The 15,064-nt window shown below is 65.0% G+C and carries 15 protein-coding genes; 12 read left to right on the forward strand and 3 right to left on the reverse strand.

Translation table 11 applies throughout. From position 1 onward, the window contains the following. Positions 1-35: 35 nt before the first annotated feature. Positions 36-338, reverse strand: a complete 303-nt coding sequence (gene gatC, locus FB598_RS05545; protein WP_141914106.1) for an Asp-tRNA(Asn)/Glu-tRNA(Gln) amidotransferase subunit GatC — start codon at positions 336-338, stop codon at positions 36-38. 382 nt (positions 339-720) lie between these two features. On the opposite strand from gatC, the gene FB598_RS05550 reads away from it, so the two are divergent. From FB598_RS05550 to FB598_RS05580, 7 genes are all read left to right on the forward strand, one after another. Continuing rightward, positions 721-1,764: a rod shape-determining protein gene (locus FB598_RS05550; RefSeq protein WP_141914105.1), complete on the forward strand. Its 1,044-nt coding sequence runs from the start codon at positions 721-723 to the stop codon at positions 1,762-1,764. Positions 1,765-2,043: 279 nt separating this feature from the next. After that, positions 2,044-3,099: a rod shape-determining protein MreC gene (mreC, locus tag FB598_RS05555; protein ID WP_141914104.1), complete on the forward strand. Its 1,056-nt coding sequence runs from the start codon at positions 2,044-2,046 to the stop codon at positions 3,097-3,099. Beyond that, positions 3,096-3,608 (forward strand): rod shape-determining protein MreD, encoded by a 513-nt coding sequence (gene mreD / locus FB598_RS05560; protein WP_141914103.1) that lies wholly within the window; start codon positions 3,096-3,098, stop codon positions 3,606-3,608. Before mreC ends, mreD begins: the two co-directional genes overlap by 4 nt. A 35-nt stretch (positions 3,609-3,643) precedes the next feature. Next, the gene (gene mrdA, locus FB598_RS05565) at positions 3,644-5,599 is read left to right on the forward strand and encodes a penicillin-binding protein 2 (RefSeq protein ID WP_141914102.1); all 1,956 of its coding nucleotides are present in this window, start codon (positions 3,644-3,646) and stop codon (positions 5,597-5,599) included. 93 nt (positions 5,600-5,692) lie between these two features. Further along, positions 5,693-6,802, forward strand: a complete 1,110-nt coding sequence (gene rodA / locus FB598_RS05570) for a rod shape-determining protein RodA (RefSeq protein WP_141914101.1) — start codon at positions 5,693-5,695, stop codon at positions 6,800-6,802. A gap of 151 nt (positions 6,803-6,953) precedes the next feature. Next, the gene (locus FB598_RS05575; protein WP_141914100.1) at positions 6,954-8,132 is read left to right on the forward strand and encodes a septal ring lytic transglycosylase RlpA family protein; all 1,179 of its coding nucleotides are present in this window, start codon (positions 6,954-6,956) and stop codon (positions 8,130-8,132) included. A gap of 19 nt (positions 8,133-8,151) precedes the next feature. Further along, positions 8,152-8,484 (forward strand): SMR family transporter, encoded by a 333-nt coding sequence (locus tag FB598_RS05580; RefSeq protein ID WP_141914099.1) that lies wholly within the window; start codon positions 8,152-8,154, stop codon positions 8,482-8,484. Between the two features lie 18 nt (positions 8,485-8,502). Here the strand turns inward: FB598_RS05580 and rsmI are convergent, their stop codons facing one another. After that, positions 8,503-9,396, reverse strand: coding sequence for a 16S rRNA (cytidine(1402)-2'-O)-methyltransferase (gene rsmI / locus FB598_RS05585; RefSeq protein WP_141914098.1), 894 nt, complete (start codon positions 9,394-9,396; stop codon positions 8,503-8,505). Between the two features lie 79 nt (positions 9,397-9,475). Here rsmI and FB598_RS05590 point away from each other — a divergent pair, with 79 nt between their 5' ends. From FB598_RS05590 to FB598_RS05610, 5 genes are all read left to right on the forward strand, one after another. Beyond that, positions 9,476-10,624, forward strand: coding sequence for a penicillin-binding protein activator (locus FB598_RS05590; protein WP_370511656.1), 1,149 nt, complete (start codon positions 9,476-9,478; stop codon positions 10,622-10,624). A 10-nt stretch (positions 10,625-10,634) separates the two neighbouring features. Then, positions 10,635-11,054 carry a YraN family protein gene (locus FB598_RS05595; RefSeq protein ID WP_141914096.1) on the forward strand — a complete coding sequence of 140 codons (420 nt, stop codon included), beginning with the start codon at positions 10,635-10,637 and terminating at the stop codon, positions 11,052-11,054. A 197-nt stretch (positions 11,055-11,251) separates the two neighbouring features. Continuing rightward, the gene (locus FB598_RS05600) at positions 11,252-11,848 is read left to right on the forward strand and encodes a phosphoheptose isomerase (protein ID WP_141914095.1); all 597 of its coding nucleotides are present in this window, start codon (positions 11,252-11,254) and stop codon (positions 11,846-11,848) included. After that, positions 11,841-12,500: a BON domain-containing protein gene (locus FB598_RS05605; RefSeq protein WP_141914094.1), complete on the forward strand. Its 660-nt coding sequence runs from the start codon at positions 11,841-11,843 to the stop codon at positions 12,498-12,500. The genes FB598_RS05600 and FB598_RS05605 overlap by 8 nt, the downstream gene beginning before the upstream one ends. A 248-nt stretch (positions 12,501-12,748) precedes the next feature. After that, a complete protein-coding gene (locus tag FB598_RS05610; protein WP_141914093.1) occupies positions 12,749-13,276 on the forward strand; it encodes a peroxiredoxin in 528 nt (175 codons plus the stop codon). 97 nt (positions 13,277-13,373) lie between these two features. Here FB598_RS05610 and FB598_RS05615 read toward each other — a convergent pair whose 3' ends face one another. After that, positions 13,374-14,939, reverse strand: coding sequence for a methyl-accepting chemotaxis protein (locus FB598_RS05615; RefSeq protein WP_141914092.1), 1,566 nt, complete (start codon positions 14,937-14,939; stop codon positions 13,374-13,376). Positions 14,940-15,064 lie beyond the last annotated feature (125 nt).

Below are 15,064 nucleotides of genomic sequence, written 5' to 3' on the forward strand. Positions count from 1 at the left end.
GAGCGCCGCGCCCGGGGGCGCAATCGGCGAGGGCCTTATTCGATGACCTTGGGCACCAGGTAGAGCCCGTCCTGGGTGGCCGGGGCCGGCTGCTGGTAGTCGGCGCGGCGATTGGGCTCGGTCACCTCGTCCTCGCGCAGGCGCAGCGCCAGTGCCGGCTCGATGGCGGCGATCGGGTGCGGGAGCGGCTCCACGCCGCTGGTATCGACGGCCTTCATTTGCTCCACCAGGGCGAAGATGCCGTTGAGCTTGTCCAGCGTTTGTTCGGCCTGGGCGTCGGTCAGCTCCAGGCGGGACAGGTTGGCGATGCGTTTGACGTCGGAAAGGGCTAGGGACATGGTCGAAAAGGCGCGCCGTCGCGCGTTGCATGATGTTGAATTGGAGGTCGGCACGAACCGGCGGCCGGGGGCGCGCACAGTCACTTGGGAGGCAGGCGCTTTTCCGGATCGCCGCTGCGGTCGGAAAGCCCGCTTGCCGGGCGCGTCTCCGGCGGCAGCGGTTTACAGTCGAAAAGACGGGAAATCCTTGCCAAATGCCCGCCAAATGGCCTTATCGGGCTGGAATTTTTGGCGGTTGTGCCTGCTGGTTTCCGTTGAATTATAAGGTAGAATGTCAGATTAATGCCTTGCCGGCGCCGGTTTTTCGTGTCGCCGCGGTCATGAACGGACACTCCCCTATCAAAAAAGTTAGGCGCCCCGCGCGGGCGCATCAGGACAATTCATGTTTGGATTTTTACGCAGTTATTTCTCGAACGACCTGGCGATCGACCTGGGCACGGCGAACACGCTGATTTACGTGCGCGGCCAAGGCATCGTGCTGGACGAGCCGTCGGTCGTGGCGATCCGCCAGCAGGGCGGCCCCAACGGCAAGAAGACGATCCAGGCGGTCGGCAAGGAAGCCAAGCAGATGCTGGGCAAGGTGCCCGGCAACATCGAGGCGATCCGCCCGATGAAGGACGGCGTGATCGCCGACTTCACCGTCACCGAGCAGATGTTGAAGCAGTTCATCCGCATGGTGCACGACTCCAAGCTGTTCCGTCCTTCCCCGCGCATCATCATCTGCGTGCCCTGCGGCTCCACCCAGGTGGAGCGCCGCGCCATCCGCGAATCGGCGCTGGGCGCCGGCGCCTCGCAGGTCTACCTGATCGAGGAGCCGATGGCGGCGGCGATCGGTTCCGGCCTGCCGGTCTCCGACGCCACCGGCTCGATGGTGGTCGACATCGGCGGCGGCACCACCGAGGTGGGCATCATCTCGCTGGGCGGCATGGTCTACAAGGGTTCGGTGCGCGTGGGCGGCGACAAGTTCGACGAAGCCATCGTCAACTACATCCGCCGCAACTACGGCATGCTGATCGGCGAACAGACCGCCGAGGCGATCAAGAAGGAAATCGGCTCCGCCTTCCCGGGCTCGGAAGTCAAGGAAATGGAAGTCAAGGGCCGCAACCTGTCCGAAGGCATCCCGCGTTCCTTCACCATCTCCAGCAACGAAATCCTCGAAGCGCTGACCGACCCGTTGAACAACATCGTGTCGGCCGTCAAGAACGCGCTGGAGCAGACCCCGCCGGAACTGGGGGCCGACATCGCCGAAAAGGGCATGATGCTGACCGGCGGCGGCGCGCTGCTGCGCGACCTGGACCGCCTGCTGATGGAAGAGACCGGCCTGCCGGTGATCGTCGCCGAAGACCCGCTGACCTGCGTGGTGCGCGGTTCGGGCATGGCACTGGATCGCATGGACAAGCTGGGTTCGATCTTCTCGTCCGAGTAAGCTTCCTGCCGCCGGCGGGTTGCGCCGGCCATCAGCTCTACCGGCGGATCACGCCGGATCACCGGGGAACCGATACGTTCGATATGACGCAGTTCACACCGACTGGCCCACAGGAGCGGACTTTTATGCCGCCCATGGCGCAGGCTCGGCTGCAGGACTGTTCCGGCGTGCGCGCCGGGGACGCATCGGGCTCCCTTTTCATACCGTTCACGACGCAGGAAATGAGTGCCTCGTCCTGCAGTTGGCCGCACCAGCCGGCCCTGCGGCCGGCCTGACGCTATGGAAATCCCACCACTGTTCAAGCAGGGCGCCTCCGCCCGCCTGCGCGTTACCGTGTTCGCGCTGTTGTCGATCGTGATGCTGGTGGTCGACGCCCGCATGCATGTGCTGGGGACGATCCGCCAGGGCATCGGCACCGTGCTCTATCCCTTCCAGCGGGTGGCGATGATGCCGCGCGACGCCGCCTCCAGCGTGGCCGATTACTTTTCCGCGCTGAGCGTGCTGCAAAAGGAAAACCAGGGCCTGCAGCAACAGCAGATCGTCAATTCCCAGCTGATGCAGCAGGCGCGCCAGCTGGCCGCCGAGAACGTGCAACTGCGCAAGCTGCTGGATATGCAGCAGAAGGTGCCGGTCAAGTCGCTGGTGGGCGAGATCCTGTACGACGCCCGCGACCCCTTCACCCGCAAGATCATCCTCAACCGCGGCTCCCAGCAGGGCGTGGCGACCGGCCAGCCGGTGATCGACGCTATCGGCATCGTCGGCCAGGTCACGCGCGTGTTTCCGTTCACCGCCGAAGTCACGCTGCTGACCGACAAGGACCAGGCCATCCCGGTGCAGGTACTGCGTAACGGCTTGCGCAGCGTGGCCTACGGCCGCGGCCAGGCCGGCGTGCTGGACTTGCGCTTCATGCCGGCCAACGCCGATATCCAGAAGGGCGACATCCTGGTGACATCCGGCATCGACGGCGTCTATCCGCCCGGCCTGTCGGTGGCCACCGTGGCGCAGGTGGAAACCCGTTCGGCCGACTCCTTCGCGCGCATCGTCTGCCAGCCGCTGGCCGGCATCGACCGCCATCGCCAACTGCTGATCCTGCTGGTCGAACAGAATTTGCCGCCGCGTCCCGAACCGGAAGTCACCGATGAGAAAGCCGCCAAGCTGTTCAAGCGCCGCTTGCGCGACAGCACGCGCGACTCCAGCAGCGACGACGCCAATGCCACGCCCAAGGATAACGTCTCCGAAGAGCGCAAGGGCGCGGCCAACGTGATACCGCCGGGCGCCGCACCTGCTGCGGCGCCCGCCCCCGCCAAACCTGCCGGCAAGGAAAACGCACGATGAACGATCCGCACTACATCCTGTTGCCGGCCAACCCGCTGTTCATCGCGTTCAGCCTGGTAGCGGCCTTCCTGCTCAACCTGATGCCCTGGGGGCAGATGGTCGGCGTGCCCGATTTCGTGGCGCTGGCGCTGGTGTTCTGGAATATCCACCAGCCGCGCAAGGTCGGCATCAGCGTGGCGTTCCTGATGGGCTTGCTGATGGACGTCAACGAAGCCACGCTGCTGGGCGAGAATGCCCTGGCCTATACGCTGCTGTCGTACTTCGCGATCATGATCCACCGCCGCGTGCTGTGGTTCCCGCTGCGCACGCAGGCGCTGCACGTGCTGCCGCTGCTGTTGCTGGCGCAAGCGGTGCAACTGGTGATCCAGCTGATGGTGACGGGCAAGTTTCCGCACTGGTTTTACTTCAGCGAGAGCTTCATCTCGGCCATCCTGTGGCCGGTGGCGAGCTGGCTGCTGCTGGCGCCGCAGCGCCGCGCGATCAACCGCGACGAGAACCGTCCCATCTGACGGCCTGAAACAGATCATCACAGGCGCCAGGCAGCATGACCGAATTCAAGAACACCGCGCATGAACTGAAGCTGTTCAGGCTGCGCCTGCTCGCCATGAGCGTGCTGGTGCTGATCTGCTTCAGCCTGCTGCTGGCGCGTTTCCTGTGGCTGCAGGTGGTGCGCCATGACGCCTACGCCGCGCAAGCCGAGGAAAACCGCATTTCGGTGGTGCCCATCGTCCCCAACCGCGGGCTGATCATGGACCGCAACGGCGTGGTGCTGGCGCGCAACTACTCCGCCTACACGCTGGAAATCACCCCGTCCAAGATCAAGAACAATATCGACGACCTGATCGACGAGCTGGGCACGCTGGTGGAAATCCAGCCGCGCGACCGGCGCCGCTTCCGCCGCCTGCAGGAAGAGTCCAGGAACTTCGAAAGCGTCCCCATCCGCACTCGCCTCACCGACGAGGAGGTCGCCAAGTTCACCGCCCAGCGCTACCGCTTCCCGGGCGTGGAGGTGCAGGCGCGCCTGTTCCGCCAGTACCCCTACGGCAAGACCGCGGCCCACGTGATCGGCTACATCGGCCGCATCAGCCAACGCGACGCCGAGCGCATTGCAGACTCCGACGACGAGGCCAACTACAACGGCACCGACTACATCGGCAAGGAAGGCCTGGAAAAGAGCTACGAGAGCCAGTTGCACGGCACCACCGGCTACGAGGAGGTCGAGATCTCGGCCAGCGGCCGCGCGGTGCGCTCGCTCTCGCGCACGCCCGCCACGCCCGGCAAGAACCTGATCCTGTCGATCGACATCGAGCTGCAAAAGGTGGTGGAAGAAGCCTTCGGCGACCAGAAGGGCGCGCTGGTGGCGATCAACCCGGCCACCGGCGACATCCTGGCCTATGTCTCGCAGCCGTCCTACGACCCTAACCTGTTCGTCGAGGGCATCGACCAGCAGAGCTGGGATGAGCTCAACAAGTCGCCCGACCGGCCGCTGCTGAACCGCCCGCTGTCGGGCACCTATGCGCCCGGTTCGACCTACAAGCCGTTCATGGCGCTGGCCGCGCTGGAATTGGGCAAGCGCCGTCCGCAGGACTCCATCCGCGACCCCGGCTTCTTCATCCTCGGCAACCACCGTTTCCGCGACGACAAGGAAGGCGGCCACGGCGTGGTCGACATGTACCGTTCCATCGCGATCTCTTGCGACACCTATTACTACATGCTGGCCAACGACATGGGCGTCAACGCCATCCATGACTTCATGAAACCCTTCGGCCTGGGCCAGATCACCGGCATCGACCTGGAGCACGAGCGGCGCGGCATCCTGCCCTCCACCGAGTGGAAGCGCAACGCCTTCCGCAAGCCCGAGCAGAAACGCTGGATTGCCGGCGACACCGTCTCGCTGGGCATCGGCCAGGGCTACAACAGCTTTACGCCGCTGCAACTGGCTCAGGCCACCTCGATCTTGGCCAACAACGGCGTGGTGATGAAGCCCCACCTGGTCAAGATCATCGAGGATGGCGTCACCCATGAGCGCACCGAGACCGTGCCCAAGGAGAGCTACCGCATCCCGCTCAAGCAGGAAAACATCGACTTCATCAAGCGCGCCATGGTCGGCGTGGTCAAGGAGGGCACCGCCCGGGCGGCGTTCCAGGGCGCGCCCTACGAGTCCGGCGGCAAGACCGGCACCGCGCAGGTGGTCAACATCGGCAAGAACCAGAAGTACGATTCCAAGAAGCTCTCGCGCATCTACCACGACAATGGCCTGTACATCGGCTTCGCCCCGGCGGATGCGCCGCGCATCGCCATTGCCGCGGTGGTCGAGAACGGCGGCTGGGGCGCCGGCGTGGCCGCGCCGCTGGTGCGCAAGGCGATGGATTACTTCATGCTGGGCAAGCGCCCCAACGAGCCGATCAAGTCGGTGGCGCCGGCCGATATCCCGGCCGACGCGCCGGCCGAGGACAGCGCCGTGACGCCCACCGTCCAGCCCGATGTGCAGCAGGACTGACATGCGATTCGTTTATCATTCCCGTGCGCGCCGCGCCCATCCGTGCCTTCCGGCCGGAAGCGCCGACGCCGCCGACCTAGCAAGGGAGCCGGCATGAGCCTGCAACGTCCGCCCCTGTGGCAAACCATCAAGCCGCACCTGACGGTGTTCGACGGCGCGCTGTCGCTGATCGTGTTCCTGATCCTGTCGGTGGGCATCGTCACGCTGTATTCGGCCGGCATGAATTTCCCCGGCCGCGTGGAAGACCAGCTGCGCAATATCCTGATCGCCTTCATCGTCATGTGGGCCGCCGCCAACGTCTCGCCGCAACTGTTGCTGCGGCTGGCGGTGCCGGTGTATACGATAGGGGTGACGCTGCTGATCGCGGTGGCGCTGTTCGGCATCATCAAGAAGGGATCGCGCCGCTGGCTCAACATCGGCATGGTGGTGCAGCCTTCCGAAATCATGAAGATCGCCATGCCGCTGATGCTGGCGTGGTACTTCCAGAAGCGCGAAGGCATGTTGCGCTGGGACGCCTTCCTGGTGGCGGCGGTGCTGCTGCTGATCCCCGGGTTCCTGATCATCCGCCAGCCCGACCTGGGCACGGGCCTCTTGGTGCTGGCGGCCGGCTTCTACGTGATCTTTTTCGCCGGCCTGCCGTGGAAGGTGCTGGTAGCCCTGGTGATCGCCGGCGCGGCCAGCCTGCCGGTGGTGTGGTCGTTCATGCATGATTACCAGCGCCAGCGCGTCATGATGCTGATCGACCCGACCTCCGACCCGCTGGGCAAGGGATTCCACATCATCCAGTCGACCATCGCCATCGGCTCCGGCGGGATTGCCGGCAAGGGCTGGCTGATGGGCACGCAGACCCACCTTGAATTCATCCCCGAGCGCACCACCGACTTCATCTTCTCGGTCTATTCGGAAGAGTTCGGCCTGATCGGCAACATCGTCCTGCTGGTGCTTTACCTGCTGCTGATCGGCCGCGGCCTGATGATCACCGCCAATGCGCCGACGTTGTTTACGCGCCTCCTGGGCGGCGCCATCACGATGATTTTCTTCACCTACGCCTTCGTCAACATGGGCATGGTGAGCGGCATCCTGCCGGTGGTCGGCGTGCCGCTGCCGTTCATGAGCTATGGCGGCACGGCGCTGGTGACGCTGGGCTTGGGGGCGGGCATCCTCATGAGCATCCAGCGCCACCGCAAGCTGGTGCAGACCTGAGCGTTTGACGCGGCATCCGGCGCAGCGGTTCTGTTGCCGGCATGACAACCGACCCGACACACGGATGAACTTGCGCCGCCGATGCGTTGTCAGCCATACGGCAACGCACTCTGGTATCGTTGCGAAAAATTCCAGCCGGATACACGCACCTATGCACACAATATCGTTCGACTATTTCCGCCGGGCCCGGCGCCTGCCGGCCTTGCAAAGGGCCTGGCGCGCGGCGGCGCTGGCCTTGCCGGTGTTGCTCGCGGCCTGCGGCACCACGCCGCCGCCGGCGCGCCAGAGCGCCGAGGCGCCGCCGCCGGCCAAGGCCAGTGGCGCTTCGCGCCCGTCCAACGTGCCGGCCTTGCCGGCCGCGGGTTCCGGACGCGGCGGCTACTACAAGGACGACGGTCCGGGCGACCACATCCCGGACGGCCTGCTCGACGTGGCCGATGCCGAACCGCAAGTCGAACCCGTTTCCAGGGCCGCCAGCCGGCCGTATGTCATCTTCGGCAAGACCTACGTGCCGATCACCGATAACCAGCCCTTCATCCAGCGCGGCATCGGCAGCTGGTACGGCAAGAAATTCCACAACCAGAAAACCTCTTCCGGCGAGCTGTACGACATGTACAAGATGACGGCCGCGCACCCGACGCTGCCGATCCCGTCCTATGCCCGCGTCACCAACCTCAAGACCGGCAAGCAGGTGATCGTGCGCGTCAATGACCGCGGGCCGTTCCATTCCAGCCGCATCATCGACCTTTCCTACACCGCCGCCTTGAAGCTGGGCTACCTCAGCTCCGGCAGCAGCGAGCTGGAAGTCGAGCGCATCCTGCCCGACGAGGCGCAGCGCATGGCCGATGCCCGTCGCAACGGCACCGCGCTGGCGGCGGCCGACAGCGGCGCGGGCGTCGCCACCGGGGCGGTGGCCATCAATTCGGTCACGGCCCAGAACCTGCCGCCGCAGCCGACTGTGGCCGCGGTGCAGCCGATCAATGCCACGACATCGACTTCCGCCAACGGCGCCGGCATGGCCGGTGGCGGCGGCATCATCAATGCGGTGGCCAGCGGCTCCTCGCCGTCGCCGGCCATGCCGCAGGCGGTACCGTTGAGCGCCGGTTATTACCTGCAGTTCGGCGCCTATTCGCAAGAAGCCAATGCCTTGCAGGCGCGCGAGAAGCTGATGCCGAGCCTGTCGGGCATCGTCGACAACCTGCAGGCGGTGCAGGTCAACGGCCTGTATCGCCTCTACGCCGGCCCGTATCCGACCCGCCCCGATGCGCAGAATGCGGCCTTGATGGTGCGCCAGCGCAGCGTCGGCGCGCCGTTCGTGGTCGAGCGCTGAGCCGGCGCGGGGCAAGCACATGCATCCTTATCTCGCGCTGGGTATCGCCATCGTCTCCGAAGTCATCGCCACTTCCGCGCTGCGCGCCTCCGACGGCTTTTCGCGGTTGTGGCCTTCGCTGGTCGTGGTGGCCGGTTACGGCCTGGCGTTCTTCTTCCTGTCTGTCACGCTCAAGTCGATTCCGGTCGGCATCGCCTATGCGATCTGGTCCGGGCTGGGGGTGGTGCTGATCTCGGTCGTGGCCTGGCTGCTGTTCGGCCAGAAGCTCGACCTGGCGGCGATCGTCGGCATGGGCCTGATTGTGGCGGGCGTGCTGGTGCTGAACTTGTTTTCCAAGTCGTCAGCGCATTAGGACCCAACGGGTTCCTGGTTATTCGTTCTTCAATGCCAGCGCGCGCTCATAGAGCGCATTCTTTTTCTGGCCGGTGATCTGCGCGGTGAGCGCGGCGGCCTGCTTGACCGGCAACTCTTCCAGCAGGATGCGCAGGATGCGCTCGGCATCGGCCTGGTCGCCATCGGACTGCGGCGCACCTTGGACCAGCACCACAAACTCGCCGCGCTGGCGGTTGGCGTCTTCCTCCAGCCACGCCGGCGCATCGCCGAGCGGGCAACGATGGATGCTTTCGAACAGCTTGGTCAGTTCGCGCGCCAGCACGACCTGGCGTTGCGGCCCGAATACCTGCAGCATGGCTTGCACGGTCTCGACGATGCGGTGCGGCGCTTCATAGAACACCAGCGCCGCCTGCATCGAAGCCAGTTCCTGCAATGCCGTTTCGCGCTGGCGCGCCTTGGACGGCAGGAAGCCGACGAAATGGAAGCGCTGCTCGTCCAGCCCCGATGCCGACAGCGCCGTCACCGCCGCCGAGGCGCCGGGAAGCGGCACCACCTGCAAGCCCGCCGCGCGCACCGCCTCGACCACGCGGGCGCCGGGATCGGAGACGGCCGGCGTGCCGGCGTCCGACACCAGCGCGATGCGCTCGCCCTGGCGCAGGCGGTCGACGATCTTCGCCGCGGCTTCGCGCTCGTTGTGCTCGTGCGTGGCCATCAGCTGCTTGGACAGGCCGTAGCGCTGCAGCAGCTGGCTGGTGTTGCGGGTATCCTCGCACGCCACCGCGTCGGCGATGGCCAGCACGTGCAGCGCGCGCAGGGTAATGTCGCAGGCATTTCCGATGGGCGTGGCCAGCACATATAATGCCGACACCGGATAGTTTTGCTGTGCGGCATCAGACAGGATGGCAGCGGCGACGCTCGGGTTCTGGTTCATTGGAGGAGGCGGGATGTTCACTGGATTCAAAAAAATGGCCGCGCTGGCGGGTTTGGCCTGCGGCCTCGGCGGATTCTGGATGCCGGTTTGGGCGGCATCCCCGACAGCCGACAGTGTACCCCCGCTGGCGCAGGCTGAGGCGAGCGCGCGGCAGCTTCCGTTTACTGATGCGGCCAATGTCGCCGCGCTCCAGTCCGCTCCGGTGCGCATGGCGCTGTTGCTGCCCAATCGCGGCGGCATGTTCGGCGCCGCGGCCGACGCCGTGCGTACGGGTTTCTTGGCGGCCTATGCGCGCCAGAAGGAAAACATCCAGTTGTCCATCGTCGAGAGCGGCGACTCGGCGGCGGACATGCAGCGCGCCTATGACGATGCCTCCGGCAAATTCGACATCCTCATCGGCCCGCTCTCGCGCAGCGCCGTCACCTCGGTCGCCCAGAGCGGACGCGTTACCAAGCCGACCATTGCCCTGGCCCAGCCCGACCTGCCCGGCGAAACCGAACCGCAATTGCCGCCGATGATGCTCACCGTGGGTTTGTCCATCGACGATGAGGCGCGCCAGGTGGCCAACTGGGTCGAGAAGGAAAAGGCGCCCGGCAAGATCTTTGCGGTTTCCACCTCGGTGGCCTGGCAAAAGCGCGCCGCCCGTTCCTTCCTGGTTCGCGCGCGCCAGCTCGGGCTGCAGGTCGAGGCCCTGGAACTGAGTACGCCCGGCAACGCCCTCAGCGCGCCTGGCCTGGCCCAACTGGTCCGGCGCATCGAACAGGAAAAGCCGGCGCTGATCTTCGCCGCGCTCGACGCCGGCCAGACGGTGCAGCTGCGCAGCGCGGTGGGCGCCGAACTGCCGCTGTACGGCACGTCGCAGATCAATCCCTTCACGCTCAATCGCAGCAATCCCAACGACAAGCTGCCGGAGCTCGATGGCGTCAAGCTGATCGACCTGCCATGGCAATTGCAGCCCGACAATATCGCGGTGGCGCGCTATCCGCGCCCGGCCGGCAATGAAAGCGACCGCCCCAATCCCGACCTGGCGCGCCTGTACGCGCTGGGCATCGACGCCTACCGTATCGCCTACGAAATCGCCCAGCAGCGTTCCGGCTTCGATCTCGATGGCGTCACCGGACGCCTCAACGTCAACATGGTCACGGGCGGCTCCACCTACTTCCAGCGCCAGGAGACCCAGGCCGTGTTCCAGGACGGCCTGCCGGTGCCGACCGCCGACCAGTATTGAGGCATCCCCCATGGGCCTGTTCGACCGCTGGCGCCGCGCCGCAGGGGACGCGCAACCGGCCCGCTCCGATTCCCGTTCCGATTCCCGCACCGGCCGCCAGCGCACCGGCGACGCCGCCGAGGATGCGGCGCTGGCCTACTTGCGCCGTCGGGGCCTGGAGCTGGTCGAACGCAATTTCCAATGCAAGGGCGGCGAGATCGACCTGGTCATGCGCGACGGCGCCACGCTGGTCTTCGTCGAAGTGCGCGCCCGCGCCAGCCGTTCGCACGGCGGCGCCGCGGCCAGCATCACGCCGGCCAAGCAGCGCCGACTGATCGTGGCCGCCCACTTGTTCCTGCAGCGTTACGCCTCTGCGCCGCCATGCCGCTTCGACGTGCTGGGTTTCGACGGCGAGGAGGTGGAATGGCTGCGCAATGCCATCGAGGAATAATGCCGCAAGGAGGCGCGGCTCGCCTTTGATGCCCGCCTGCCAGCCGGCGCCCGCCGGGCCGCCGCGGTGCGCTTTTGCGCGCCGTTTTGCGGCCTCCGGCCGTATCTGGCGGTATCATATGGGCCGCAATCGAGAAACTTTTCTTTACGAATTGCGCCGGCTTGGCGCCGCGCAACTCAACTATAATCGCAGGCACTATGACAAATCCCCGCATCCTTGCCCACTTCCAGGAAAGCGCCGACCTGAAGATGAAGGCAGCCAACGTATTGGCGCAACCGATCGAACAGGCGATTGAACTTATGTTTACCGCGCTGTCGAATGGCAACAAGATTCTTGCCTGCGGCAACGGAGGATCCGCTGCCGACTGCCAGCATTTCGCGGCCGAACTGGTCGGACGTTTCGAACGCGAACGCCTGCCGTTGCCGGCCATGGCGCTGACCACCGACACGTCCATCCTGACCGCGGTCGGCAACGATTACAGCTACCAGGAAATTTTCTCGAAGCAAGTCCAGGCCTTCGGCCAGGCGGGCGACGTCTTGCTGGCGTTTTCCACTTCGGGCAATTCGGGCAATGTCCTGGCCGCCATCGAAGTGGCCCACGAGCGCGACATGCGCGTCGTGGCCATGACCGGCAAGGGGGGCGGCGCCATTGGCAAGACCCTCAACGACGCCGATGTCCACATCTGTGTGCCGCATGACCGTACCGCGCGCATCCAGGAAGTGCATCTGGTGACTTTGCACTGCATTTGCGACGGCATCGACGTCGCGCTTTTTGGAGATGATGCGAATGAATGATTCACGATCGCTGTTTGTTAGGATGCGCCGCCCGCTGGCGGCAGTGGCGCTGGGCGGCATGCTGGCCCTGAGCCTGCAAGGCTGCTTCGCGGTATTCGCCGGCGGCGCGCTGGCCGGCACCTTCGCCGCCACCGACCGCCGCACGCTGGGGGCGCAGACCGAAGACAAAGCGATCGTGGTCAAGGGCGAAAGCCGCATTCCCGGCGTGGTGGCCGCCGGTTCGCACGTCAACGTGACCGCCTTCAATCGCAAGGTGCTGCTCACCGGCGAAGTGCCGGATGAAGCGTCCAAGGCCGCCGCCGAGCGCGAAGCCAAGGCGATTGCCAACGTCGAGACCGTGTTCAACGAACTGTCGATCGAGCCGGCATCCAGCTTCGGCTCGCGTTCCAGCGATGCGCTCATCACCAGCAAGGTCCTGGCCAGCCTGGTGGACGACAAGACGCTGTATTCCAGCGCCTTCAAGATCACCACCGAGCGCGGCATCGTGTACATGATGGGCCGCGTGACCCAGCGTGAAGGCCAGCTGGGCGCCAAGATCGCCAGCGGCGTCTCCGGCGTGCAGAAGGTGGTGACGCTGTTCGAGTACATCTCGGAAGAAGAACTGCAGGATTACCAGCGCAAGCCGGCCAGCGAAAACAAGGCTGCCGCCTGAACGGGTTTCCAGGGCCAGTTTGGCCCGATTGGTTCGATTGGTCCATTTGATGCAGGTCAACACCGCCGGCTTGTCCGGCGGTTTTCACATCCGCGCCGCCGCCCGCAGGAATCGGCCGGCGCGATTATAATGGCCGGGTTTCCTTCCCCTTCCCCTTTCGCTTTTTCGGCGTCCGGCGCCATGTTGTCGCCGCGACATCGCCGCCAGGATTGTGGCGCCGGGGAAAAATCCGTCAACGGAGCAAGCTCATGCCAGCACAAGCCGCAGTGTCACGCAACCGCCTTTGGATCAAGATCGCCGGCCTGGCCGTGGTCGCGGCCATTGCCGTCTTCGCCTATTTCAAGGTGAGCGCCGGCAACGCGGCGCCTGACGTCACCTTCACCCGGCTCGATGGCCAGCAGGTCGCGTTGAAAGACCTGCGCGGCAAGGTGGTGATGGTCAACTTCTGGGCCACCAGCTGCACCACCTGCATCGGCGAGATGCCGCAGATGATCGAGACCTACAACAAATTCAAAGACCAGGGCCTGGACTTTGTCGCCGTGGCGATGAGCTACGATCCGCCGAACTATGTCCTGAACTACACCGAGACCCGCAAGCTGCCGTTCCAGGTCGCGCTGGACACGCAAGACAAGCTGGCCCAGGCCTTCGGCGACGTCAAGCTCACCCCGACCACATTCGTCATCGGCAAGGACGGCAACATCATCAAGCGCTATGTCGGCGAGCCGCAGTTCTCCGAACTGCACCAGTTGCTGGAGAAGGCGCTGGCCAAGGCCTGAACCTGAGATGTTCCCATCATGAAAAAAACGCCGGCAATTGCCGGCGTTTTTTGTTGTTGCGCTCCTCCACGTTTCCGATCCGCCCGCAAGGAAGGGATCAACGCGGCGGCAAGGCCGGCGCGCCGCTTTCCAGGCGAAATACGCTCACTGCCTCCGACAGTGCGGTGGCCTGATCCTGCATGGCCTTGGCTGCCGCCGCCGCTTGCTCCACCAGCGCGGCATTCTGCTGCGTGGCCTGGTCGATATGCGTGATGGCCAGGTTGACCTGTTCGATGCCGTCGCTTTGCTCCTGGCTGGCGGAAGTGATCTCGCGCACGATGTCGGTCACGCGCGCCACGCTGGCGACCACTTCGCTCATGGTGTTGCCGGCTTGCTCAACCAGGCGGCTGCCGTCATCCACCTGTTGCACCGAATCGTCGATCAACTGCTTGATTTCCTTGGCCGCCGCCGCGGCGCGTTGCGCCAGTGTGCGCACTTCCGCGGCGACGACCGCAAAGCCGCGTCCTTGCTCCCCTGCGCGCGCCGCTTCCACCGCGGCATTCAGGGCCAGGATATTGGTCTGGAAGGCAATGCCGTCGATCACGCTGATGATGTCTGCGATTTTTTGCGAAGACGCGTGGATCGAGCCCATGGTCGCCACCACGCGGCCCACCACATCGCCGCCCTGTTGCGCCACTTCCGAGGCCGATGCCGCCAGCTGGTTGGCCTGGCGCGCGTTGTCGGCGTTCTGCTTGACGGTGGAAGTGAGTTCCTCCATGGCCGAGGCGGTCTCTTCCAGCGAACCGGCCTGCTGTTCGGTACGCGCCGACAGGTCCATGTTGCCGCTGGCGATTTCGCGCGAGGCGGTATTGATGGTTTCGGTGCCCAGGCGCACGCGGCCGACAATATCGAGCAGGTTGTTGTTCATGGTGCGCAGCGCCGCCAGCAGCTTGCCGGTCTCGTCGCGCGCATCGCTGGCGATGTGGGAGGTGAGGTCGCCGGCGGCCACGGTCTGCGCGATGCTGACCGCCTGGTTCAGCGGCCGCGTGATGCTTTGCGTGAGCAGCCAGGCCAGCGCCGCACCCAGCACCAGCTCGATCAATCCCAATCCCAGCAGCAGGTTGCGGCCGGAACGGTAGTTGTTGTTGATATCGGAGGCCGCCTGGTCGATCAACTGTTTCTGGAACTCCGCATAGCGCAACACGCTGTCGGCATAGGCATCCATCATCTTCACCAGTTCGCCATCGGTCATGGCGCGCGCGCGTTCGGCGTCGCCTGCCGCCTTCATGTCGAAGATGCGCTGGCGCGTATCGCGGTAGGCGGCGCGCAACTTGCCGACTTCATCAAAAAGGCGTTTCTCGTCGGCGCTGAGGATGGCCGACTCGACGCGTTTCTGCAGTTTGCTGATGTTGTTCGATTCGGTATCGATCTGGGCCTGGAAGAACTTCTGGAAAGCGGCGTCCTCGCTTTTCATCACCGCAAAAGTACGCACGCCATTGGTCTTGATTGCCGCATGCCATTGTTCGGCGTCGCGTTCCTTTTTCAGGGCGACACTGACCATGTCCGCGGTAGCGTCGCCGATGTTCTCCAGGCGCCAGACCGCGATCCCCACCATCACCGCCATGAGCATCAGCAATGCAATGAAGCCGATGGCCAGACGCACGCCTATCTTGAGGTTTTTCATCCCTGTCTCCCTTGTGTTGCGACCCTGGTTCTTGTTGCTTGGGGTGGGCCGATGATGACGTCGGCACGGACAGTGCCGCACCGGTCCAGCGTAACACAGGCGCATGCCTGTGCGGCTGCAGCAAA

This window comes from Herbaspirillum sp. SJZ106 (assembly GCF_006715495.1).
GTDB lineage: Bacteria > Pseudomonadota > Gammaproteobacteria > Burkholderiales > Burkholderiaceae_D > Herbaspirillum.